This is a genomic window from Trinickia sp. (assembly GCF_051961175.1).
GTDB lineage: Bacteria > Pseudomonadota > Gammaproteobacteria > Burkholderiales > Burkholderiaceae > Trinickia.
Window position 1 is genome coordinate 42,472 of the sequence record NZ_JBQCDN010000186.1, and the last position, 24,073, is coordinate 66,544.

Annotated in this window: 16 protein-coding genes; 11 read left to right on the plus strand and 5 right to left on the minus strand. The window is 61.2% G+C overall.

Annotated features, from left to right (window positions below; genetic code table 11):
• The first annotated feature begins 80 nt into the window (after positions 1-80).
• From ACTHL0_RS10755 to ACTHL0_RS10795, 9 genes are read left to right on the plus strand one after another with little or no spacing between them, the layout of a single operon-like run.
• On the plus strand, positions 81-1,241 hold the full coding sequence (locus ACTHL0_RS10755) for an alpha/beta hydrolase family protein (RefSeq protein WP_440566717.1): 1,161 nt from the start codon (positions 81-83) through the stop codon (positions 1,239-1,241).
• Positions 1,242-1,272: 31 nt separating this feature from the next.
• A complete protein-coding gene (locus tag ACTHL0_RS10760) occupies positions 1,273-2,223 on the plus strand; it encodes a VOC family protein (RefSeq protein WP_440566718.1) in 951 nt (316 codons plus the stop codon).
• 17 nt (positions 2,224-2,240) lie between these two features.
• A complete protein-coding gene (locus tag ACTHL0_RS10765) occupies positions 2,241-2,594 on the plus strand; it encodes a Rieske (2Fe-2S) protein (RefSeq protein ID WP_440566719.1) in 354 nt (117 codons plus the stop codon).
• A gap of 47 nt (positions 2,595-2,641) precedes the next feature.
• Positions 2,642-3,772, plus strand: a complete 1,131-nt coding sequence (locus tag ACTHL0_RS10770) for an FAD-dependent oxidoreductase (RefSeq protein WP_440566720.1) — start codon at positions 2,642-2,644, stop codon at positions 3,770-3,772.
• Between the two features lie 16 nt (positions 3,773-3,788).
• Entirely contained in the window at positions 3,789-4,994 is a 1,206-nt protein-coding gene (locus ACTHL0_RS10775) for an MFS transporter (RefSeq protein ID WP_440566721.1), read from the plus strand.
• Positions 4,991-5,800: a cyclase family protein gene (locus ACTHL0_RS10780; RefSeq protein ID WP_440566722.1), complete on the plus strand. Its 810-nt coding sequence runs from the start codon at positions 4,991-4,993 to the stop codon at positions 5,798-5,800. The genes ACTHL0_RS10775 and ACTHL0_RS10780 overlap by 4 nt, the downstream gene beginning before the upstream one ends.
• Positions 5,797-6,393: a cupin domain-containing protein gene (locus ACTHL0_RS10785; protein WP_440566723.1), complete on the plus strand. Its 597-nt coding sequence runs from the start codon at positions 5,797-5,799 to the stop codon at positions 6,391-6,393. Before ACTHL0_RS10780 ends, ACTHL0_RS10785 begins: the two co-directional genes overlap by 4 nt.
• Positions 6,390-7,397 carry a fumarylacetoacetate hydrolase family protein gene (locus tag ACTHL0_RS10790; RefSeq protein ID WP_440566724.1) on the plus strand — a complete coding sequence of 336 codons (1,008 nt, stop codon included), beginning with the start codon at positions 6,390-6,392 and terminating at the stop codon, positions 7,395-7,397. The genes ACTHL0_RS10785 and ACTHL0_RS10790 overlap by 4 nt, the downstream gene beginning before the upstream one ends.
• Positions 7,394-8,377 (plus strand): NAD-dependent epimerase/dehydratase family protein, encoded by a 984-nt coding sequence (locus tag ACTHL0_RS10795; protein WP_440566725.1) that lies wholly within the window; start codon positions 7,394-7,396, stop codon positions 8,375-8,377. The genes ACTHL0_RS10790 and ACTHL0_RS10795 overlap by 4 nt, the downstream gene beginning before the upstream one ends.
• Here ACTHL0_RS10795 and ACTHL0_RS10800 read toward each other — a convergent pair.
• Positions 8,350-10,593 (minus strand): LamG-like jellyroll fold domain-containing protein, encoded by a 2,244-nt coding sequence (locus ACTHL0_RS10800; protein WP_440566726.1) that lies wholly within the window; start codon positions 10,591-10,593, stop codon positions 8,350-8,352. The genes ACTHL0_RS10795 and ACTHL0_RS10800 overlap by 28 nt on opposite strands.
• A gap of 1,014 nt (positions 10,594-11,607) precedes the next feature.
• On the opposite strand from ACTHL0_RS10800, the gene ACTHL0_RS10805 reads away from it, so the two are divergent.
• Positions 11,608-14,469, plus strand: a complete 2,862-nt coding sequence (locus ACTHL0_RS10805; RefSeq protein ID WP_440566727.1) for an autotransporter family protein — start codon at positions 11,608-11,610, stop codon at positions 14,467-14,469.
• A gap of 114 nt (positions 14,470-14,583) precedes the next feature.
• Here ACTHL0_RS10805 and ACTHL0_RS10810 read toward each other — a convergent pair whose 3' ends face one another.
• The 3 genes from ACTHL0_RS10810 to ACTHL0_RS10820 all read right to left on the minus strand — a co-directional run bounded on the left by ACTHL0_RS10810 (position 14,584) and on the right by ACTHL0_RS10820 (position 21,265).
• Entirely contained in the window at positions 14,584-15,807 is a 1,224-nt protein-coding gene (locus ACTHL0_RS10810) for a hypothetical protein (protein WP_440566728.1), read from the minus strand.
• A gap of 11 nt (positions 15,808-15,818) precedes the next feature.
• A complete protein-coding gene (locus ACTHL0_RS10815) occupies positions 15,819-19,343 on the minus strand; it encodes a hypothetical protein (protein ID WP_440566729.1) in 3,525 nt (1,174 codons plus the stop codon).
• Positions 19,344-19,756: 413 nt separating this feature from the next.
• Entirely contained in the window at positions 19,757-21,265 is a 1,509-nt protein-coding gene (locus ACTHL0_RS10820) for a hypothetical protein (protein ID WP_440566730.1), read from the minus strand.
• Positions 21,266-21,875: 610 nt separating this feature from the next.
• On the opposite strand from ACTHL0_RS10820, the gene ACTHL0_RS10825 reads away from it, so the two are divergent.
• Positions 21,876-22,958, plus strand: coding sequence for an AI-2E family transporter (locus tag ACTHL0_RS10825; RefSeq protein ID WP_440566731.1), 1,083 nt, complete (start codon positions 21,876-21,878; stop codon positions 22,956-22,958).
• A gap of 72 nt (positions 22,959-23,030) precedes the next feature.
• On the opposite strand, the gene pobA is transcribed toward ACTHL0_RS10825, so the two are convergent.
• Positions 23,031-24,073: 4-hydroxybenzoate 3-monooxygenase (gene pobA, locus ACTHL0_RS10830; RefSeq protein WP_440566732.1), on the minus strand; the 1,043-nt coding region annotated here is incomplete at its 5' end.

Consider the following 24,073-nt stretch of genomic DNA (forward strand, 5'->3'; position numbering starts at 1 on the left):
GTGGCGGGCCCGCGCAAGTGAATGCGCCGTCATGAGCGCCGTCATCGGCCCATCCGCAATTTCAACGAAGGCAATCAGTCATGTTTCGCTATTTTCCTACCAACTATGTCTGGGATCTGTCCGTCAATCTCGCCATCGAAATGGGCGCACGTATCGGCGAGATAGCGGACATGTGCGCGCCTCTGCAGGAGGCGGCGAATCAACCTGATGCGGACGGCACGCGTGCGTTTCGCGAGGCGTGGGTCAAGACGGCCGATCGGCTTTGCGATTTAGCGGTGGAGGACGAATCGCAAGGGCGGCTGCTATCGGCGGGCGAGAAGTACAAGCGGGCCGCGATCTATCTGATCACTGCCGAGCGCATGTTGGCCCACGATGAGCCGGGCCGCATCGATTTATACCGGCGCTCGCTCGATGCGTTCGACAAAAGCGTCGCTTTGCGCGGCGACAACTGCGAACGTGTCCGCATCCCGTGCGGCGACAAGCATCTGTCCGGCCTGCTCGTCAAAGCGAAGCATGCCGGTGCACGCAGCCCGCTGCTCGTGCAGGTGAATGGCCTCGATTCGACCAAGGAAATGAAGTACCTCGTGGGCCTGCCGGCGTGGCTGGCGGAGCGTGGCGTGTCCTCGCTGATCGTCGATCAGCCGGGCACCGGCGAGGCGCTGCGGCTGCATGGCATGCACGCCGTCTACAACTCGGAAGTCTGGGCAAGCCGGATCGTCGACTGGCTGGAAGGCCGCGACGATGTCGATCCGAAGCGAATCGGCATGGAGGGCGTCTCGCTGGGCGGCTACTACTGCCCGCGAGCGGTCGCCTTCGAACCTCGCTTCGCCTGCGGCGTGGTGTGGGGCGCCAATCACGATTGGCGCGATGTTCAGAAAAAGCGCCTGCAACGCGAAGGCAACTTCCCCGTGCCTCACTACTGGAAGCACGTCTGCTGGGTGTGGGGCGCCGAGGATATCGACGACTTCATGCGTATCGCCGAAGACGTGCATCTCGACGGCGTCCTCGATCGCATCAAGGTGCCATTCCTCGTCACGCATGGATCGAAGGATTCGCAGATCCCCGTTGCCTGGGCACATCGCACTTACGAGCAGCTCGTGAACAGCCCGAAGCGAGCGCTCAAGATTTTTACCGAGCGCGAAGGTGGCGTGCAGCATTCGAGTTTCGACAACTCGATCAACGCGGGACACTTCATCGCCGACTGGATCGCCGAAACGCTAGGCGGCCGGACCACGCTTTGATCCCTCTACTTTTTTCAAGCACGCATATCTAATGAATATCATCGGACCCGATACGCTCGTCTTCGGCGTGGACAATGTCGCCGCCTGCTACCAGTATCTGATCGACTATGGACTGCTGCCGGTTGGTTGCGACGATACGGGCGGCCGCTTCGAGGCGCTCGACGGCACCGGTATCGACATTGCCCACCGCGACGACGCGAGCCTGCCGCCCCCGCTCGGCACGGCGAGCATGTTGCGTAAGACGATCTACGGTGTCGCCGACACCGCAACGCTCGATGCGATCGCCGATGAACTGCTGCGCGACCGCGAAGTGCGCAAACTCGCCGACGGTTCGATCGAATCGGTCGACGACGCGGGCTTCGCGATTGGCTTCCAAGTCACCGTACGCCGGTCGCTATCCCTGCCGGCCGAGCCGGTGAACGCACCGGGTGCGCCGGCGCAACGTGAGCCGAACATCGTGGCCGTGCGAGACGATGCAGTGCTCACGCCACGCACGCTTTCGCACGTCGTTTACTTCGTGCCCGACGCCGCCAAGGCTGAGGCGTTCTATGTGAACCGTCTCGGCTTTCGCTGCACAGATCGCTTTACGGGTGTCGGCCCGTTCCTGCAGCCGGCCGGCACACTCGATCATCACACGCTCTTTATGATCCAGACGCCGCCGTTCATGAAGGGCTGCGAACACTTCACGTTCCATATGGGTGGGCCGACCGAAGTCCTGCAAGCCGGTACGCGCTTCGCCGAGAAGGGCTACCAGTCGTTCTGGGGACCGGGGCGCCATCGCTTCGGCTCGAACTGGTTCTGGTACTTCAACAGCCCGCTCGGTTGCCATGTCGAGTACGACGCCGATATGGACCTGCACGACGAGGCGTGGACCGCGCGCGAGGTGCCGATGGGCGCCGATGCGTCCCAGTTGTTCCTGTTCCAGCACCGCGAGAAATGGGCGCCGGGCGGTCCGCCGCCGGCGGGCGCCAAGGCTGATTGATCGCGCGCCCTGCAGCCATGTCGGAGCGACTCTCCGCGATTCGCCTTGCTCATGTCGACGATCTATGCGATCCCGGCGCGCGAGGCTTCGGTCCCGAAGGAACGGGGCGCGACACGCTGTTCGTCGTGCGCCGCGGCACCGAGCTTCGCGCGTATCGCAACGCTTGTCCTCACTTCGGCGATACGCCGATGGCCTGGCGCAAGGACGCCTATCTGAACGGCGATGGCACCCGCATCGTCTGTCACGCACACGGTGCGCAGTTCGACATCGCGAGCGGGGAATGTCTACTCGGGCCTTGCCTCGGCCAGCGGCTCACGCCGGTCGCAATCGAGGTGACGAGCGACGGCGACATCATGCTGATCGCAACGTGACAACCCCACACCAGAATCAGAACCGGATGTAGGAAGGAGACACCAAAATGATCGCCCCTCTTCAAAGCGTCCTCGTCATCGGCGGAGGTTTCTCCGGTATGGCGACGGCGATCCAGTGCGCGAAGCTCGGCCTGGCTGTCGAGCTCGTCGAGATTGACCCGGGCTGGCGCTCGTATGGCGCCGGCATCAGCATCGGCGGCCCGACGCTGCGCGCGTTGCGTACGATCGGTGTACTCGACGCCTTCTTGGAGCGCGGCTACGGCGGCGACGGCGTGAACCTGTTCACCGCGGGCGGCCATCCGATCGGCACCTTGCCGACGCCGCGCATAGCTGGGGAAGAGGTGCCGGGAGGCGGCGCGATCATGCGCCCGGTGTTGGCCGACATGCTTGCCAAGGCCACGCGGGCGGCCGGAGTGAACGTGCGGCTCGGCTGCACGTTCTCGCAGATCGAACAGCGCGACGCCCATGTTCACGTCGCATTCACGGACGGCACGCAAGGCAACTATGACCTCGTGGTCGGCGCCGACGGTCTTTATTCGAAAGTACGGGAAACGGCGTTCCCGGATTCGCCCAAGCCGCGCTACACCGGCCAAGGCGTGTGGCGCGCCGTGGTGCCGCGGCCTGCGGACATCGTCTGCGCGACGATGTGGCTCGGGCAGAAGGTCAAGGCCGGCGTCAATCCGGTTTCTCAAGATGAGATGTATCTCTTCGTCACCGAGGACCGGCCGACCAACGAACACATCGATCCCGCCGCGTGGCCGCGCATGTTGTCGGATCTGCTGGCGCCGTTCGGCGTGCCGTTGCTCCAATCGATCCGCGAGCAACTCGGGCCGCAATCGCGTTGCAACTATCGCCCGCTGGAAAGCCTGCTGCTGCCTCAGCCCTGGTTCAACTCGCGCGTGGTGCTCGTCGGCGATGCGGTGCACGCGACGACGCCGCATATGGCGGCGGGCGCGGGCATCGGTATCGAGGATGGGATCGTGCTTGCCGAGGAACTGGGGCGGAGCGCGACGATGGAAGGCGCATTGGAAGCGTTCCAGGCGCGTCGCTGGGAACGCTGCCGCATAGTCGTGGAAAATTCCGGGCGTCTCGGCGAGATCGAGATTGCCGGCGGCGACAAAGCGGAACACACGCGGATCATGCACGAGACGCATACGCGACTCGCGCAGCCGATCTGACCTGAGCGGAGGCACGATGGAAACGAATCTTTCCCGCCCGAGCCCGGCGTATGCCGATTCGGCTGCCGAATCCTCTATCGCTGCACCGCTTGGCGTGCTCGGCACCGGTGCGTTGATGGTCGCGCATTGCGCGGGCATGGTCGATCTGGTTGCCTTGCCGGTTTGGGTCGGCACGCTGATCGGCTCGTATCGGCTCGACCCCCAGCAAGCGGGCTTGCTGGCCACGCTGTTTCTGGCCGGCGCCGTCCTGAGCAGCTTGTTCTTCTCGCCGCGTCTGAATCGCTTGCCGGCTCGCGCGATGGCCACGGCCGGCTTTGGCATCGCGGCGCTCGCGTTTCTCGGCGTCGTGTCGATCGGCGGCTATCCGGCGATGGCGGTGCTGCACGGCGTCGCGGGGCTCGCCGTGGGATGCGGCCTGAGCTTCACGCACGGCACGATCGGGCGCAGCCGCAATCCCCATGGCCTGTTCGCGATCGCCGGGCTCGCGTTGGGTACTTTCGCCATCGCCTTTATGGGCGCGGCGCCTGGGCTTATCGCGGCGCATGGCGGCCCGACGCTGTTCCGCGTTTTTGCGGGCGTCATGGGCGCCGCGACGATGACCTGCGCATTCGCGTTTCCGGCGCCCGGCCGTCAGCACAGTACGGCGAAGGCCGACGAGCCCCGTTTCCAGCGCGCCGTATGGTTCGGGATGCTGGGGGTCGCCTGTATGGCGCTGACGCAGGCCATGCTGTTCAGCTTCGTCCAGCGTATTGGCCTGGACCGTGGCTTCGCCTTCAATGCCGTGACTGCAACGCTTGTCGCCTGCGGCCTCGTCAATCTGTTTCCAGCGCCCATTGCGGGGCTGCTCGAAACGCGGCTGCCGGCCTGCACCGTGCTGCAAACGGCGCCCGTCGTACAGGCCGCGATCGCCCTGATCATCACGGAAAGCAGCACGTTCGTGCCGTATGCGGCGGCTACCGCTGTCTTCGCCGCGATCATGATTTTTGCCCATACATTCGCGTTCGGCGTGCTGGCCCGTATCGACCAAACGGGCCGTGCTGTCGCCGCCACGCCTGCGATGCTGATGACAGGGGCGGCGATCGGTCCGGTACTCGGTGGCACGCTCGTCAAGCAGGCCGGCTACGGCAGCCTCGGCATCGCCGCGGTACTGATCGCGCTCGCGGCGGTACTGTGCTTCTCGCGCCTCGCGCGCCGCCCGTCTTTGTCCGGAGTTCAACCATGAAGCCCATTCGCCGATTCGTCGATCTTTCGATCTATCTCGAGAATGACGTACTCTCCGATCCGCCGCCGCTCGCGCCGAAGATCACCTATCAGAAGCACGCCGATACGCTGCCCGAGTTCATGGCCATGCTGCCCGGCACGAAGCCCGAGGACTACCCCGATGGCGAAGCGGCAGCAGCCGAATGGGTCACGCTGACGACGCATAGCGGAACGCACCTCGATGCGCCCTGGCATTTCCATTCGACAATGGATGCCACCCTGGGCGAGGCGAAGCCTTCGATCACGATCGATCAGGTGCCGCTGGAGTGGTGTTTCCAGCCGGGCGTGAAGCTGGATTTTCGGCATCTGCCCGATGGCTACGTCGTCACAGCCGCCGATGTGGAAGCGGAATTGGCGCGCATCGGTCATGCGCTGCAGCCGCTCGACATCGTCGTGGTGAACACGCGGGCGGGTTCGCGTTATGGGCACAACGATTACGTCAACGCTGGCTGCGGCATCGGATACGAGGCCACGATGTATCTGCTCGAGCGGGGCGTGCGCCTGACCGGCACCGACGCGTGGAGCTGGGATGCACCGTTTTCGTATACCGCTAAGAAAATAGCCGAGACCGGCGACACGTCGTTGATCTGGGAAGGGCACAAGGCCGGGCGCGATATCGGCTATTGCCATCTGGAGAAGCTGCACAATCTCGAAGCTCTGCCGCCGAACGGTTTCTTCATCAGCTGTTTTCCCCATAAGATTCGCGGCGCGTCCGCCGGCTGGACGCGCGCGGTGGCCATCTTTGACGCCGCCGAGGACCGCGTATGAGCTTTCCCGCCATTGAACGGATCGTGACCGGTCATGACGAACAGGGGCGTGCGGTGATCGTCTCGCAAGGGCCGCTGCCGAACGTGGTGGAGCTTGCCGCCATTCCGGGCACGGTTTTCCATGAGGTGTGGAGTACGTCGGGCAATCGGCCCGCCATCGATAACGGCCCGGACCCGACCCTGGGCGCGCTGACGTTGCCGCCGCCCGAGCAAGGCACGCGTTTTCGTTTTGTCGATATCCCGCCGGATACATCGGAGTTCCTTGCGCACGGTGCGGCCAAGATGCAAGAAGCGTTTATCCAGGCAGGCGATGCACAGGCTTCGACCGTTCGTGCCGATTCGCCGCACCCGCTCATGCATCGTACGGAATCGATCGACTATGGCGTGGTGATCGACGGTGAGATGACGCTGGTGCTCGACGATTCGGAGGTGCCCCTGAAACCCGGCAGCGTCGTCATTCAACGCGGCACCAATCATGCTTGGGCGAACCGATCGGGGCGGCCTTGCCGGATGCTGTTCGTGCTGATCGACGGCGTCTACGATCCCCGCATTGCCGAGGCATTGCAAATCCGCACTCGCATGGAGGCATCATGAAGTTCGCCACTTTGCCCGGCACGACAGCCGATGGCCGTCTCGTGCTGGTATCGCGCGATCTTCGGTTCGCGTTGGACGCGGCGCCGATCGCTGCCACGTTGATCGATGCGCTTGAGCGCTGGGATGATGTTGCGCCTCAGTTGCAGGCGCGCTACGACGATCTCAATGCGGGGCGGGCCGCGGATGCTTTTGCGTTCGATCCCGCAGTTTGCCGGGCGCCTTTGCCCCGCAGCCCGCAATGGTGCGACGGTTCTGCGTTCCTGAACCATGGCCGGCTGATGGAGCGCGCTTTCAATACGCCGCCGATTCCCGATTTCGACACGATTCCCGTGATGTACCAAGGGGCGAGCGACGATTTTCTCGGGCCCTCGCAAGATGTGCCGCTGCCCGACGAGGCAGAGGGTATCGACTTCGAGGGCGAGTTCGGTGTGGTAGTCGGTGGCGTGCCGATGGGCGTGCCGGCTGAACGGGCATTGGACTATGTGCGCCTGATCGTGCAGATCAACGACTGGAGCCTGCGCGGTTTCGGCCCGCGTGAAATGAAGACCGGCTTCGGCTTCCTGCAGGCCAAGCCGTCCACGAGCTTTGCTCCTGTCGCTGTCACGCCCGATGAGCTGGGCTCGAATTGGCGTGACGGCCGTGTGCAACTGCGGTTGCATGTCGAATGGAATAACCGATGGTTCGGTCATCCTAGCGGCAGCGAAATGAACTTCAGCTTTGCTGACCTCATTGCGCACGCTGCGCGCACGCGCCGCTTGTCGGCAGGTACCGTCGTCGGCTCGGGTACGGTGTCGAATGCGAGCCGCAGCGCTGGCTCGGCTTGCATCGCCGAGCGGCGCGTCATCGAGATCGTCGACGAGGGACGGGCCAAGACGGCGTTCATGCGCTTCGGCGATCGGGTCAGGATGGCGGCGCGGGACGCGGACGGTACGCAGCCGTTCGGTGTCATCGATCAGCAAGTCGTGTGCGCCGGCGTCAGCCACGTGGACGAGACGCCGCGATGAGAGTACTGGTGACGGGTGCCAATGGTTTCGTGGGTGCGGCGTTGGTTCGGCGCTTGTTGAGCGAGGGGGTGCTGGCCGCTGGTGACGTGAAGACGCTCCTGCTGCTCGATCGGCGCATCGACGCGATGCCCGAGGACGATCGGGTGCAGGCCATCTGTGGCGATTTTGGCGCGCCGCAAACACTGGACGAAGCGCTCGCCGAGCCTGTCGATCTCGTCTTCCACTTGGCCAGTGTGCCGGGCGCACAGGCGGAAGCCGATCCGGATCTGGGCGATCAAGTTAATTTGTACGGCATGCTCGCGTTGTTCGATAGGCTCGCGCAGCAGACGAAACGCCGATCTCGAGCGCCACGCGTCGTATTCGCCAGCAGTGTCGCCGTGTACGGCGGGCGGCTGCCGGAGCGGGTGGACGAGCACACAGCGGCGCATCCGACGATCAGCTACGGTGTACACAAGCTGATCGGCGAACAGCTCCTCGGGGATGCATCGCGGCGCGGTCTGCTCGATGGGCGCTCGTTGCGCCTGCCGGGGATCGTGGCGCGGCCCGGGCTCTCCGCGGGTCACGGTTCGGCGTTCATGAGCGCGATTTTTCGCGCCGCACAACAAGGCCAGCCTTATACCTGTCCGGTTTCTCCTTCGGCCACAGCATGGTGGATGTCGCAAGCATGTTGCATCGATAACCTGCTGCATGCGGCTCGGCTGCCCATCGAGGGCCTGGGTGGTGCGCGGGTCTGGACGCCGCCCGTGTTGCATCTGACGGTGACTGCCGTAGTGGATGCATTGGCGCGGCGTTTCGGCGAGGCACAGATCGACTACGCGCCGGTGGAGGCCATCGAACGGCTGTTCGGGTGCCAGCCGCCGCTGGCGGACAGCCGTGCGGCGGCATTGGGGTTCCGGCATGACGGTACGGTGGGGCAACTGATCGAGCGCGCGCTCGCCGCAGGTACCGACGATCAGCTCTGCGCCAGTGTCGCGATCTGATCGGCCGGCAACGCGCCGCGGTAGATCCGGAAGTCGTCGATCGCCCCATTGAAATGCGGGTCTGCCGGGAACTGCGACCGGCCGATCCAGTTCTGCGCCGTCGGGCCGAGGCGCCACGGTGCGAATGCCACGCCGGTGGTTTGACCGACCTGCCCCCCGTTGACGTAGAGCGTGAGCGTCGTGCACGAGAGCGTCACGGCGACGTGGGTCCACTGACCGCTCGGCAGCGGTGCAGTTCCGGTGACTTGCCGCTCGTTGTGATAACCGTTCAGCGTGATCGCGAAGTGCACATTGCCGTTGGTCCCGCAGGGGGTGAGCAGCAGATATCGGCCGGTGCCCGTGCCGAAATCGCAGATGCGCTCCCATTGCTTCGTGGCGGCGGAATTGCGGAACACCCACGCGGCGATCGTGAAGTCGGAGACGTCCGCGACAATGTCGTTCGGCAAGCTCACATAGCCGGTCGAGCCGTCGAGCAACACGGCATTGCCGGACTTGCCTGCCGTGCGTGATGCGCCTCCTGTGAGCGTGCCTGTATGCCCGTTGCCGGTTGCATCAGCTGCGGTGGTGCCGCTCGATTCGTCGAACGTCAATTGCGTATGCAGTTGAACCGATGTAACGGCCAGCACTTCGTTCGAGTTCTGGCTTTCGCCCGATGCCGTCGCGGCACTGACAACGTAGTACCACGTGCCTGAGCCGGGGCTATCGGTGTAGGTCAGCGGATCGGCGATGCCGCTCGCAACGGTCGTGTATGGGCCGCCAGAGGTTGCCGAGCGTTTGACGTTATAGCTTGTGCCGTTCGCCACGCCCCACCACGACAGCACGACTTGGCCGGCCGCGGGCCAGGCGGTGACGCCGCTCGGCGCGGCAGCGGCCGTGACCGGGTCGCGCGTGAAGACGAGCGTGCCGTAGCCGAGCTGGTCGTAGCCGCCGCTCGTCGTGCCGTAGTTGCCGCCGCCACCTTCGGGCTGAATCGAGAGCGCGAACTTCTCGGACCATGGCGCGGCCAGCCCCTTGCGATTGACGTAGTGGTTATAGACGAGCGCCCAGATCGGGCGGATATCGCCTTGCGAGGCGGTCGAGAACACCGATTGCGTCACATCGACGTTCGCGTAGCTTTCATACGGCACTGCGAGGTACGTCCCGTCGGGCTGTATGAGGTTCGCCTTCGCCACATACTCCGCACCCGCGAGGAAGCGGTTGTTGTCGTAGCCGTAGAGGTCGATGTTCTGGTTCCAGGCCATCTCGCAGATCGCCCCGCACAGCGCGATGCCGAGATTGTTATGCCCTTGGTCGCGGCCGCTCTCCTGCCACTGACCCAGATAACCCGGGTGCAGGTAGTAGACGGCCTGGGCGATCGCGCCGTTGCCGAGACCATTCAGGTAGTAGTTGACTGCCTCGTCGAACATCGCATGGTCGTCGGTCAGCACGCCGATCGCCATGATCGACGCCATGTTGCACAGATCCCAGTTGGCCCAATAGTGCGTGATATCCGTATTGTTGTGGCGATTCAGAAAATCGATGTTGATCGGATAGAAGCAGTTGACCATCATCGACTGGAACGCCGAGAGGTTGGCCGCGCTCAGCCCCGAATAGCCGCGCATGATCTCGCCGACGATGGCGAACTCGTAACCGTAGATGCCCGCCGCGAGATCGACGTTGCTGTCGCCGGCCAGACCCTGCAGCGTCGACGACCACGCGTTCATGATTTGCACCGCTTTGTCGGCATACGCCGTGTTGCCCGTCGCTATCCAGTTGAGCGCGCACGCGTAGGCGGCCGCGATGTCGCCGTAGAGCTGCGGATAGTTCTGCGGTCCCGTGCCCCCGCGATAGACCGTGGTGGCGGGGCGAGGCGACCAGCTCAGGCTCGTATGGCCATTGCTCGTCAGTTTTTGCCAGCCGGCATACCAGGGCTGTGCTTGGGCGGCGACTTTTTGCGCGATGCGCTGGAAGTCGGCTTGCGTGTGCAGCAGGCCCGGATGCACGAACGCACCGCTCGTGGATACGCTCGCTGCGCCGGTCCCCGCGCTGGGCAGCACGACCGTTGCCGCATTGATCGATGTCGAGATCGACCGACTCGCGGCGGTCGTGCCGCCCCCGCCGCCGCCCGCGCCGCAAGCGCTCAGCGTGAGCGCCCCGAGGCCATGTAAGAAGGTACGCCGCGACATGCCTGCTGCGACGACGCTGCGCTCGTTGAGTGTGGTTTTGTCGTTGTCCATATGCCGTTTTTTGGGTTGCTGGGGCGTGACTCGAATGTTGAATCGGCGAATGAATGTGCCATGCGCCGTTCTGTGGGACGCAGCCGGTACGCCCGGAGAGGGCGCCGGAGGCAGGGCCGCAAACGTTTGCTCGAACATGCAAGCGTCCGCATTGCACCAGCGCATCCTCCATCGTTAACGGATGCACGGGCCGTTCTTTTCAGCACCGAACGCGTAAGGATCTCCTGAAATGCGTGACAGGAATTGCTTCACGGCTTGCCCTGGCCGACCGCGAAGTGAAATGAGGCAATTCCGACGCTGTCGGCGCTGAATTCCAAACAATTGGGAAACCGGAAGCGTCAGGTTGCCACGTGTACAGTCCATTGCTGGCAAGTGCTTGCAAAGTAAAAAAGGCCGGTGGATTATACGATCCATACATATTTATCTTGAATCTAAAAATATATACCGTGAAGGCAAATATCGGCTAATCGCCAGCCGATGATGCGATCTTCTGCCTTGAAATGGGTTGTCGTCGGTTCGCGTGAGAACGCGCTGAATTTTGGGAAAATTCGGGCAGAAGCGTGGCGAAATCCTATCCACAATCATCGTGGATGGCGCGATGTTGCCTGCGAGTCGCGATGAAAAATCTTTCACTTGGTGCTGAGTTTTTCTACGGCATTTACGCACCCATGCGCCAATTGATCTTGTTGGTGTCTCATGAATCGCCATGGAAATCAAAAACTCAGAATTCAAGTGGGAGAGGCCGAAAAAATGAAACGTAGGTTAAAAAGCCTGTTTGTCGCATTGCAACCTCTTTACTTCGCCCGAGTAGATGTCGAGATTTCTGTGCGACGACACGGGGGCTGCACGCCACTCCGGCGTTTTGCCCCCGTTGCAGCTTGGTTCCTTATCGTTGGCAGGCCGGAATCGGCGCTTGCCGCCAATCAGCACATTCCTTTCCCCACTCCCGCTTGCACCACCGTCACGGTGCCTTGTTATGAGGCCATTCAGCCAGGAGACGGCTGGTACAGCAACGTGGGTGAGTCGGTCAATCTAAACGCCGGCAACCGAACGGCATTTCTCGCGCGGAATCAAGGCGTCATCTCCCTGGCGGCGGGCGGAGTCATCACCGGGCAATCCGATCTTGCCGTGGGCATCGGCGGGATCATCACAGCCGGAGTAGGCACGCCTACCGAGCCGCCTCTGACGCTCGATCTGGTCAATTGGGGGGGCTATGCCGTCAACGCCAACGGCGGCACGATTACGATCAATAATCCGACGACGCTGCAATTTATGGGCACGGGGGGAGGCACGGTCAGCGGGTTCATCAACACCGCCATTGCCGGCAGTTCGGTCACATTCAATGGTCGCGTCACCATTGCCGATCTCTCGGGGGTCGTGGGTGGGGTGTACACCGGCACGGATGCAACCCAAGTCGCCTTCAACGGCGGCGGAACGATCGCAGGTACGACGCCGGCCGGCACATCAGCGGTTTTCAAAACATCGCTCGGGGCGGCAGCCCTACTGAACGGTATGACTATCGATGTTGCGACCAACGGCGATAACGCCATCGCATCGATGGCGGCCTTTTGGGTGAATGACGCTGGCAGGTTCGCTCTCAAGGATACGACGGTCGACTATCGCAATACGGGCGTCGGTACGGGCAACGGCTTCCTTCTGCAGGCGGACAACGTAGCCACATTGGTGGCGAATGTGTCAATGATCAACAGTTCCATCACGATGGGCTCGCCAGGCTCCGTCATCGGCGTTGAGGGTGCCGACGCCTTCGTCACCTTGAACCGCTCCGTTCTGACTCCCTTCGACAGCGCCGCCCCTGGCTCGCTGCTCTCGGTCGCGAGGTCCAACCCGTTGTCTGCCAGCCCTCGCGAGGGAAGCCTGCACTTCAACGCCACGGATTCCACCCTGTCGGGCCAGGCCCTGGTTGAAGCGCCTACTGCCTATGGCGCCCAGGCGTTGACGATGAACCTCGATGGCAGCACGACATGGAAGGGCGATCTGACTGTGCAAGGAGGATCTTCGGCACAGGTCGGCTTGGCTGGCGTGGCGCATTGGACCGGCACGACCATTGGCGACTCGGGCATCGACGTGGCGTTGCAAGATGCCGGAATCTGGACCGTGACCGCCAACCCCACCGGCCTCGATGCGCTCACTTTAGACAGCGGTACGGTCCAGGCCGGGGCCGATCATCTTGTTTTGTCGACGCCTGTTACGATCGCCGGAGGCGGTGGAACGTTCGATACGAATGGCTTCGACGCGCAAGTCTCGAGCGTGATTGCCGGCGCGGGCGGCTTGACGAAGACAGGTACGGGCACGCTCGACCTGACGGGTGTGAATACTTATGCGGGCCCCACCACGATTTCCGCCGGCACACTGGCGGTGGATGGGACCATCGACTCGGCTACCACGGTGGCTGCGGCGGGTACCCTCGGCGGAAGCGGCACCGTTTATGGAGCGGTCGACAATTTCGGTACCGTAGCGCCGGGCCATTCCGCCACACCGGGCAACACGTTGACGATCGCAGGCGGCTATGTCGGCGAGAGCGGCAGTGCGTTAGCGCTCAAGGGCAGCCTGAACGACAGCAGGACTTCCGTCGTCGATCGGCTTGTCATCGACGGCGCGACGGCCAGCGGGAAAACCAAAGTATTCGTCACCACGGTAGGAGGAAACGGAGCACTGACTCCCAGCCTGCAAGACAGCATCCCCGTTGTCGTGGTCACGCACGGCGGCACGACCGGCACGCACGCTTTCGCGCTCGGCGCTCCGGCGGCTGCCGGCCCTTACGAATATCGGCTTTACCGCGGATCGGAATGGGGCGTGTCCGATCCGATTCAAGCCAATAATTGGTTCCTCTCGTCTGTGTCCCCCCAAGGGAACTCGCCGACACCGCCCACGCCGATGTACCGTCCGGAGGTACCGATCTTTACGGCCCTGCCGGGCGTGGCGCGCCGGCTCAACATGGCGATGCTGGGCACGTTCGACGAGCGAGTCGGCAATCAGGCGTTGCTGTTCGGCAATAGTGAGCTGAGTGACCTGAGTGAACTGAGTGAACTGCCCAGTGCATGGGGGCGCCTGATCGGGCAGAGCACGAAGATCTCGATCGGCGGCCCGTTATCGCCGAACTACGATGGCTCCACCACGGGTTTGCAGACCGGTGCGGACTTTTATCGGCGCGAACGCGCGAACGGCAGCCAGGATCGCATCGGCGCCTTTTTCGCCTATGGACACAGCCAAGGCGAGGTCAGCGGTTTTGCGCTTGGCCAGCAAGGCTATGATGCGGGCAAGTTGAACTTCGATGCCTATTCGGTCGGTGTCAATTGGACCCATTTGCATCGCTCGGGCTGGTACGCCGATGCGGTGCTGATGGGCACGCAATACGACGGCACGCCGTCCTCCAACCGAGGGGTCAGTGCGAAGATCAGCGGCTATGCGGTGACATCCTCGCTGGAAGCGGGCTATCCAATCGTGCTGGGCCGGTCGCTGACGCTTGAACCGCAGGCGCAACTCATCTGGCAGCATCTGAGCTTCGATACCACGCACGATCGCTTTTCGGGCATTTCCTACGGCACGCCGGATGCCGTCTCGGCGCGCATCGGGGTGCGGCTTGCCGGCTCCTTTCCGCTCGGGCGCTATGTTTTCAAGCCCTATCTGACCACTAATATCTGGCAGGAATTCGTTGGGACGGACAAGACGTTTTTTGCCGACAAGGCGCTGGCGTCCGGCGGAACGAATTTGACGACGGCCGAATTCACGGCTGGCCTCGTGACGCCTTTGACGCAGCGTGTCGGCCTGTGGGCCAACGTTTCTTATCTCACCAGTATCGCCGGGCCTTACCGTCAGAGTTGGCGTGGTACGGGAGGCGTGCGGGTTGTCTGGTAACGCATGAGGACGCGACGGCGTCCGCACTCTCGAAGCAGAACATCGTTGATTCCAACGTTTCGCACCGCCGGGCCTGCGCGTTTGCGCGGGTAGCCCGGCGGTCTTTGCTGCGCGCTATGCGCTCATCCTATTCGCCTTCCTGCTCCAGTCCCCGGTGAACTCGGTCCGCCAGAATTTGCTTGAAGACCATGCTGCGTTGTTCACTTGATAGGTCAGCAGCAGCGAACCGGGATCGTCCCAAAGGCTCTGGCAATATTGGCTCACCAGGCTCTTGCGAATTGAAAAGATACCGTTTTCCAAATCACCGTACCGGTGGCTTCCCAGGAACACGACGCCTGAATTGCGCGCATCGCTCTTGTATTCATAGCCGTTAATGTACAGGTAGATATCGATGAAATCATCGGCTTCGATCTCGTTCGCAGATTTTATTTGAAAATTCAGTACGTAGCTGTTTTGAATGTTTTTGACGAAGTCGTCCTCCTTGATAACCGATTTCGAAGGTTGCGGAATGCCGTTCCAGTCGACATAGAAGGGAGGTGGGTAATGTGAATTAATTTGTCGGCTGGGGTCGGGTTTGGCGTACGCAACGCCAGTAGCGGTAAACCTCGACCAATTCGATGCGGCCGCACTGCCTCCGGTGCGGTGGCTGACCAAGTACTGGATGAAATTGGTGTACTTATTTTGCGTCACCATGTAGTCGTATGGCACGGTGAAGCCATTTTTGTACAACGTCCCATATGTCAGCCCGATTGGCGTCAGGATATGTCTGTCCATCAGATTGTTTTTGTCGTCGAAAGTGGCGATCCAGGCGACGGCCCAATCTTTTGCGTTGATCGTCCCCACCGAGCGCACGAGGGCTGGCGAACTGTAGTCGGCATCGGGCCCGCTCGGTATCGCGATGGCGGTTCCTGCTTCCATAGTGGGCGGGGACGGATCCGTGCTTGTCGTGGGATAAGGCTTGATCGTGCAGAAAACAACGGTCTTGGTTGCAGGGCCGCCTCCGTCGTCAGGATCGATCTCGGCAAAGATTTGAGTGAGCGCCGGCTTCCAGCAGGCCACATACACTTGCGCGATGCCATCTGCATTTGTTGTCGTCTGGTTGTTATGGTCGGCGGTGTCGAGATAGATGCCGTTCGTATTGAAGAATTGAACAGCGTCCCGTGAGGCGCTCCATTGAATGGTCACGTTACTCTGCGGGGCTTTGGTTGTTTCATCGATTACCAGGGCCGTAAACTTGATGCAGGGATCGGTGTTGATATCTATCTCATGGGGATTGGGAAGAAGGATGTTGTCGACGAAAACGTCATCGTAGGTCAGGTTTTCGATGATCTTTGTCATTCTCTTCCCCTTTATCCAAACGTGGTGTTGATCGAGATCGGCCCCGTTACCTGCGACCATTGCATGGGCCTCGGGCCTGAACCGCTGTCGACCCTGTAATCAACCTGCAATGTGCCGGCGCCATAACCGGTGGCATAGACTTGCGGCAAAACGAGCGTCAGGGGTTTGCCCTGCCTGAGCCTGTCCCCGGGGGTGACCGTATGGGAAAGCGTGGCAACGTTATTGATGTGAGCCGCCGTCAGCGAATACTTTCCGGCTAGGTAGAAGAACAGCGTGATCACGTCGCCAACGGCGACATCCTTGTAAGCCGGAATCATGACACTGAGTCCGGCCACGATATCTTTAGGCCCGATCGGCACCGGTGCGAGGATGCCCGGTTTGCGAAGCGTCCGTATCGCCGTGCCCTGATCCGGCAATGGGCCGGTTTGGGCGACACCGCGCGCATTGAACGGCCGTGTTTTCCGCTCCAGGGCGGACGTCCCGCTCAGCGTCAAATACGACATCGTGTTCCCGGCTTTGGTGGTATTCAACAGGGCGTAGGCGATGTCGATGCCAGAGAGAAAATGGCTCGCAGGGCCGTAATAGACAACAACGTCATTCAGAATCACGGAAACCAGATCGGTGCCGAGTACCAACCCTGGCTCGAGGCGTGCCTGGAAGGTGGGGACGTTGCCCGGCATGGGATCAAACTTCCCCTCGCGCTGGATGTCCGGCAAATAGTTCGTAGACAAGCTGTCATCCACGAGGGCAATGCTCAATCGCGCCTGCTCGGTCGAAAGTTGTTCGACGGTGGTCGCGGCCTGCAGCGAAATGAGTTCGAGATTCAATGCGCCGGCCTTAAATACGGCGACACCTTCCGCATTCGTCGTTACGACGAATTGCGTGCCTTGCTTATGGAGCGGCGAATGATCGCCGCCGAACATCACGACACCGGCATCGTCAGGATCGGTTGTTATCGCGATGTCTTGTTGGCCGTGACCGGGCCCGGTCAAGACGATTTGCCCGGTAATGACTTGATCGGGCTTGTTGGGATCGACGATGGACGTCCCGATCGGAGGATTGCGTGCGTACGGCTTGTCGATCATGATGCCCAGCAAGCTTGGCTGGCCCTGCGGATCGACGAATGACATATCCGTTTGCCCGAAGTCATAACTTCCGGTGAAATAATTCGGCGAACTCGCGGACACAATGAAACTGCCGACGTGGCTGTCGGTCGAGCAGACGATGGTGTTGTGTGAGTCGCCGTTGGCGGTAGTCTCCGTTGGGCTGGGCCAGCCGAAGTCGACGTGCCCTCCCGGCTCGGCCGCCCAGTAAATTTCCTGATCCGGGGAAGGCGATCCGTCGGGGTTCGTATAAGTCGCCTCCAGTGGGATGGAGGCGTCTTTCTGATAAGGCGGGCGAATCGTTGGCGACAACGCGATGTGCCCCAGCATTTCCAAGGGCACCAAGCTTCCGCTTTTAATGGCCACCACCATTGTGCTGCTATCGACGGCCTGCGTCTTCGGATTGGTGGCCTTCGCTGTCACGGTAGCAATCACGAATGGGCCTGGTCTGCAAACGAACGCGGCGACTGCCACGCCATTGCTATCGGTCATGGTGGCCGACATCGGGCCGGTCGAGAAAGCGATGCGATCCGGACGATCGACAGTCCAGTGGATCGGTTGGCCGGCGAGGGGATCGCCTTCACCCGAACGATACGTTGCCTCGACGAGATGAACGAGCGGATCGGAAATCAGATCGCCATCCTGCGGGCGCAACGCGATGTGTGCGCTGTTCCCTGAGGGCGTCCCTTGCAGAAAACGGAGCGACGACAGGCTGCCGATGTCCAGAAGTTCCGTGCTCTCGTTGTAGGCCCTCGCATAAACATAGACGGGGCCTAAGTAATCATGGCCGACGGCAGTAATGGTGACCTTGGTCTCGCCGTTGACATCGGTGACGGACGGGTTAGGGCCGAACTCGAACTGGCCAGACGGAAAGGCAGACCAGATGATTTGTTTGTGCTTGAAGGGATGGGTGAGCGTGACATCCGTATACCTGGCTGTGAGCGTATGCGGAACATAGGGCGTCATCGGTGGCTCGTCGTCAATCGTGATGACCCCTTGGTTGCCGACGGGCTGAATGCTGCTGTCGAAAACGACCGTGCGCTGGATCGTATCGTCGGGCATCCCGAAAGGATTGGGAGACGACGCCGTAATGTCGACCATCAAGGTGCTGGGGTTATCAGCCCTGACACGGATGCTGCATTTGCCGTCTTTGTCCGTTGTGCTCGGATAAGGCACTTCGAAGATGGCGTCCTTATAGGTTCGCGGAAAGACGCTGGACGTCCAGTTGACGACCCGATGTGGCCATGGCGATAGCGATCCGTCAGGCTCACGCTTGGTAATGAGCACATGGACCGTATGCCAATCTTTCATGGAGAAAAGCGAGATGTCGTTCGGGAACGACATCGTGATCGTGCCGCACAATGCCCTGGCCGGAGGCGCGTCGCCGTTGTAGAAAGAGTAGGCGTTCACGCGGAGTTGCCACGAGCCATCCTGGTAGTAAGTTCCGGTAACTCCCGCTGCGTATGCCTTGTACGCAGTCGAAGTGCTGGTGCCCGTGATATCGGCCAGCGCGGTTCCGGCGGTCATCGAGCCCAAAGGCAGCAGCCTCACCGGCGCATTGCGGGGTTCTACCGTCCAGTTGACGCTGCTGGAGACGTTCTCGTGGACGTCAATGCTGAGCTGCCGCGAACTGCCGGTCGGGATCGGTCCCGTCATGGAGGGGGCGATCCAATGAATGGGCGGCACCGGGTACTGTCCGGCCAATATGTCATAGGGCTCGGAATACCAGAGGCGGCCCCCTCCAGCGTCGATGCCTATGATGGCTCGCGCGTTGATCTGCGTCTTTGTCACGATATATGCGAGCGCCGTGCCGGAATCGTCCGCATACGCCCCGCCAGGGCTGGCCGCCACCGCACTCGTGTATCCATGCTCCGGGGATTTGACACTGATCCCCAGGTATAAAAATTTTCCGGGCGTACCGTCCCGATGCTGATAGGTCGCGCGCACAAGCGCTGGCGTGGGTAGGGTTCGTTCGCCCGGCAGAGCAGGGAGCGAAAGCGAGAAATATCCCGGACCGCCCGCGCGCGTATCGAAGGTCAACGGCTTCGTATCTTGAGATTGATACTGCTGTAGCGAACACTTGACCGTGACGGTCCCCCTCAACTCGTCCACCGCCTTTTCGGCAAGGCCAACGCCGCGCACCCAAAACGTCGCCCAACCCTGCGCATCGGTCCCCACGGGCAATTCCAAATATTGGATCCTGCGTGCGGACGTACTGACCTCGATGGACGCGCCGCGCACCCCTGCACCGCTGCTGTCGAGCAGTCGCGCATAGACGATTTGCTCGTCATCCGCCGGGAGAATGCTATTGGGACCCGGATACTCGATCGTCAAGGTATAGGGCGCGCTGCCGGATATTGCCGTGCCGGCCGGCGCGCTGTCGCCGAGCGCAAGCGGCGGTGCGGCTTCGTCTGGCGCGGCGGCGCAGAGCATGACGGTCTTGTCGGAAAGGCAACGGACTGTGCCTGCCAAATGGATTCTGCCGTCAGGCGTCTGAACGAAAATGGGCTCGGGTTTGCCGTGCGACTGTGAGGACGCTGTGACTTTGTTGCGGGCGACGCCATCGTTATCGGTCTGCGACGAGCGGCTCTCGAGCGCGGGTTCCGGCGCAAACGTAGCCCATTGCAGTGAGATGTTCGACGCCGGGCGCTCGTCATCGTGAGTGACTTTAACGGCAAGATCGAAGACCGTGCCGGCTATCAGCACGTGGTCTTCGTCACTGGCCGGATCGAGCAGTAAAGTGATTTTCATGATTGGGGGCGTTCCTCGACGCGCACCTGAGGTGCGCGGCAATAGAGATTTTTGTCAAAGCCATTGGGATCGGCCGTGTTCGGGAAAGCGCGCCATCACGGATAGACGGTATTCGTTCCATATGCGGTGGGATACCGGCTGTAGTAGCGGCGGGAGCCGGGGCCTTGATCCAGCTCAACGTAATAGTCGACGTAGGAACTCAATATGTTGCCCTTCAAGTTGCTGCCGTAGCCGAAAATCATGTTGTAGGGCAATTTTATTATCGTCCCATTTGCTGCCGTTCTGCCCTTTATCGTCAGGCCGGGCATTTCTGGATTGCCGTGCTTCTCTTCATCTGGAACATCCTGGGAGTATCCATTTAAATAGAAAAGGACAGAAATTGGCTTGTTGGTATATGCTGCGTTAAGCGCGGGAATATATATTGTGAGTCCGTCGTCCGCATCGATCGTATCCGTCGTAATGATGCCGCTACGAGGTTTAGGTACGATCTGTGCGAGCGGTAGGATGCGATCGATGATCGGGGAGTCTTCCGGCTTGTTGCCCGACCAATCGCCCAAGCCATAAAACAGAACTGGCTTGCTCATGCCCACGTTGCCGTATATCGAATCCTGGATAAAAAACGTCAGGCTGTTTATTTGCGCGGAGGGGATGTTATTGCCGGCATGCTTCACGGGAGATCTTAAGACGGCGTAGGTTATGTCGACGCCTCCGGCAACATGATCGATGGTGCCGTCTATAACAATGCTTTCGTTCAGTAAGACGTAAAACAAATCGTGCTTTCTTGCGGTCGTTATCGCATCGCCAGGCACCACTGCAGTAAAAGTTGTCTGATCGTCGATGATATTGAGGTATTGTTGCGAATAACTATCCGACTCCAGTCCTGGAATGACGAACGGTGGATAGATCGACGGTTCGCTTCCCGTGCCGGCGAAGATAATGGTCGTTTGCCTTGAAACGTCGCAGCCGAGGACGGTGGGAAGAAGCGAGTACTGATGCGTCCTGGGGTCTGCCAGATAAGCCGTCGCCTCGCCGGTGGTCGCGGCTGAAAGGGTGTACTGTTCTTCGCCATCCGTCAGCGCGCGCGTGGTTCCGGCTGAGTCCTGATAGACCGAAAAGCTATCGGTCTTGGGCAGGGTCCGCCATTGAACTTCCGCGCCTTCCACCGGATTTCCAGTGGCATCGGTTACGGTCAGGATGGCCGTGATCAGGTTGGCCGGCCCAACAGCTCCACCTGCGACTGTTGGCGCGAACAGCTTGTCGGTGGTGAATTGAAAACTGGCGCTGAGTGGTTTGAAGGTGACGGAATGGGGCGCGCTGGTGGCTATCGCCACGCCGTCACGCATGAGCTTGGCCGTAAAGCTTACCGCTGTGCCGGTGATGGCGGCGGCCATCTGTGTGCCGGAGTTGGTGCCGTCCGTGGAGAATGCGTCGGGCACCACCGGTTGATTGTTGTGAAGGAATACTGCAGCGGGATTGTCGGCCGTCCACTCAACAGTGAGAAGATCGTCTCCGGCCTGAAGGTCTGTTATCTCCGCGCACAGCGGAAACTTGTACGAGACACCCGCAATCGTTGCCTTCGTGGTAATCGTGATTCCGTAAGCCATAGTTGCCTCTTCATGAATAAGATTGGCCAAACTAAAAATTCACAAGCGGGTCAAGCTGGACATCACTTCCATTAGTGCATTTTTTATTCAGGCTGCCGGGCATGGACGGCAGCCTTCGCTGATTCGAGGCTTGGGCCTTTAAAGACTTTCCTCTTGTTGCGGGCGCACGCTGTCACGCTTCGAGCAAAGCCTGCTCGAAGCGGTATTGATCACTTTGGCCATGCTGAACGCCAAGCGTCGTACCGCCGTACAGACACGGGACATGCGACTGCCGATCGTTTCTCCGCGACGATGCCGAAATGTTTGAATTGGTGTGGACTGCGCCATCTGATTTCCCGCTGTCGATATACTCTAGCTCACCTGAATCGCGTATTTTTTGATGCGGGACCAGATCTTGGGATGCCGAACTAAAGCCTATTAACTTGAACATTGCGCTACGCGGCTATCGGAATGGCGGGGGCTGCCAAACGTTCGCTCGCCCAAGGGAAAGATCAGCGGGACGCCCAGCTTCGCGGTACGTCGCAAGCTTGGCCCGCGATGGGCTGGACCGGCGGCCCACGCAACTCGCGGTATGATCGCGGCGATCCAAAAAGCGTTCCGGACAATGGCAATGGCCAATTCGACTTCGCCGTCCTCAGTGGCGGCAACCATGACGGGCATTGCGGCCGGCATGGCCCTCGTGCACTACCTCCAACCCGTGCTGGTGCCGTTCTTCCTTGCGGCCCTGCTGCGGATATGGGGCGACGCCCTCGTTCAGTCCATCTCGCGAATACTGCCGAAAGCGCCGCGATGGGCGGTGAGGGTGGGCACAGGCACGCTGATGGTGCTGGCCATCGTGGCCATCTGCTATGTCCTCGGGGAAGGGGTCGGCTCGGTGATCCATCAAGTACCCGCCATTGTGTCGCGGCTCGATGCGCTGTCTCAGCGATTCGCGCATGCGACCGGCATGCGCGGGGCGCGATTCTTCAGTACGGCGATCAACCACATCGACGCACCCGCGCTCGTGCAGTGGTTGGCTTCGGGCATCCACGAGCCGGTCGAGATCATCTTGCTGACGCTGCTCATCGCGACGTTCATGCTGGCCGTGCCCAACGCGGAAGACAATCCGAAGCTCGAGATTCTCGCCCGTCATGCCGCGCGCGCCGCGAGGCAACGCGCGATCATCATTCACATCACGAGCAGCATCCAGAGCTACATGAACGTGCAGTTGGCGATCAACGGCACCATCGCGCTCGCCGTCACCGGCGCATGCTACTCATTCGGCGTGAAGGGAACGGCGTTCTGGGGCGCGACGGCTTTCATCCTCGCGTTCATTCCTGTCGTTGGCCCGCTGATTGCCAGCGCGTTGCCCGCATTTTCGGCATTCGCTCAATTTCAGACGGCATGGCACGCTATCGCCGTATTCGCGGCCATCGAAGCGATTTTTATCGTGGCTCACAACTTCATCCTGCCGAGGCTGCAGGCCAAAGGTCAGAACATCGATCCGATTGCCGGCCTGCTTGCACTGGGTATCTGGACGCTGCTCTGGGGTGTCTGGGGTGCGCTGCTCGCGACTCCGCTCACCATGCTGAGCATGATCACCACCGCGCAATTCGAGAGCAGCCGGTGGTTTGCCGCCGTTTTGTCGCATGACGGGCGGCCGGAAGCCGGGATCGATTCGCTCAGCGACAGCGGCGCGGAGACGGACGCTTAGCGCGGTTATCGAAAGAAAGCCTCCGCTGGCGTTCGGTTGTTGTCCTGGCCGGCCGATGAGACAGCGCTCGGTCTACTCGACCGCCTCATGAGGCAGCCCCACATAATTCTCGGCGATCGTCTTCAACCCCGCGATCGAACTCGTGTAGTACTCGTAGTCGACGCGCTGCATTTGCTTGTCGAAGCCGTCGCGTTCCGGAAACTCGTGCAGCAGGTTTGTCATGAACCACGAGAAGCGGACGGCTTTCCAAACACGGCGCAAAGCGATCGACGAATACTTCCCGAGCCAATCGGTGCGGCCGTGCTCGTAGACGCCGCGAAGAATCCGATACAGCGTGCCGACATCGCTCGCGGCAAGATTGAGGCCTTTCGCGCCCGTCGGCGGAACGATATGCGCGGCGTCCCCGACCAGAAAGAGCCGGCCGTATTGCATCGGTTCGACCACATAGCTGCGTAGCGGCGCCACGCTCTTTTCGAGCGCATCGCCTGTCACCAGTGTGTCGGCGACCTCCTTCGGTAAACGCATTTTCAACTCATTCCAAAAGCGTTCGTCCGACCAATCCTCGGCCTTCTCGGTCAACGGCACTTGCAGGTAGTAGCGGCTGCGCGTGGCCGAACGCTGGCTGCACAATGCAAAGCCGCGCGGGTGATTGGCGTAGATCAATTCATGGCTGACGGGCGGTGTATCGGAGAGCAGCCCGAGCCAGCCGAACGGAAAAATGCGTTCGTATTGCGTGAGGCGATCGGCGGGGATCGTCTTGCGCGACACGCCATGAAACCCGTCACAGCCTGCGATAAAGTCGCATTCGAGCGTCACCGACTCGCCGCTTTTCTCGAACGTGACGTAGGGCGCGTTCCCCTCGACACCATGCAATTGCACATTGCTCGCTTCGTAGATCGTCGTGCCGCCGCTCGCTTCGCGCGCCGCCATCAGGTCGCGCGTGACATCGGTTTGGCCGTAGACGATCACAGTAGAACCGCCCGTCAGCGCCTTGAGATCGATACGGTCGCGCCGGCCGTGAAACGCGAGTTCGACACCTTCATGCACGAGTCCTTCCGCATCCATGCGCGCGCCCACCCCGGCTTCGCGCATCAGATCGGCAGTACCCTGTTCGA

Bases quoted from the DNA above. Each gene is read 5' to 3' on its own strand.
- ACTHL0_RS10755 (WP_440566717.1), top strand. From the start codon at position 81: ATGTTTCGCTATTTTCCTACCAACTATGTCTGGGATCTGTCCGTCAAT.
- ACTHL0_RS10800 (WP_440566726.1), bottom strand. From the start codon at position 10,593: ATGGACAACGACAAAACCACACTCAACGAGCGCAGCGTCGTCGCAGCA.
- ACTHL0_RS10820 (WP_440566730.1), bottom strand. From the start codon at position 21,265: ATGGCTTACGGAATCACGATTACCACGAAGGCAACGATTGCGGGTGTC.
- ACTHL0_RS10765 (WP_440566719.1), top strand. From the start codon at position 2,241: ATGTCGGAGCGACTCTCCGCGATTCGCCTTGCTCATGTCGACGATCTA.
- ACTHL0_RS10760 (WP_440566718.1), top strand. From the start codon at position 1,273: ATGAATATCATCGGACCCGATACGCTCGTCTTCGGCGTGGACAATGTC.
- ACTHL0_RS10775 (WP_440566721.1), top strand. From the start codon at position 3,789: ATGGAAACGAATCTTTCCCGCCCGAGCCCGGCGTATGCCGATTCGGCT.
- ACTHL0_RS10815 (WP_440566729.1), bottom strand. From the start codon at position 19,343: ATGCTCTGCGCCGCCGCGCCAGACGAAGCCGCACCGCCGCTTGCGCTC.
- ACTHL0_RS10770 (WP_440566720.1), top strand. From the start codon at position 2,642: ATGATCGCCCCTCTTCAAAGCGTCCTCGTCATCGGCGGAGGTTTCTCC.
- ACTHL0_RS10780 (WP_440566722.1), top strand. From the start codon at position 4,991: ATGAAGCCCATTCGCCGATTCGTCGATCTTTCGATCTATCTCGAGAAT.
- ACTHL0_RS10785 (WP_440566723.1), top strand. From the start codon at position 5,797: ATGAGCTTTCCCGCCATTGAACGGATCGTGACCGGTCATGACGAACAG.
- ACTHL0_RS10825 (WP_440566731.1), top strand. From the start codon at position 21,876: ATGGCCAATTCGACTTCGCCGTCCTCAGTGGCGGCAACCATGACGGGC.
- ACTHL0_RS10810 (WP_440566728.1), bottom strand. From the start codon at position 15,807: ATGACAAAGATCATCGAAAACCTGACCTACGATGACGTTTTCGTCGAC.
- ACTHL0_RS10795 (WP_440566725.1), top strand. From the start codon at position 7,394: ATGAGAGTACTGGTGACGGGTGCCAATGGTTTCGTGGGTGCGGCGTTG.
- ACTHL0_RS10790 (WP_440566724.1), top strand. From the start codon at position 6,390: ATGAAGTTCGCCACTTTGCCCGGCACGACAGCCGATGGCCGTCTCGTG.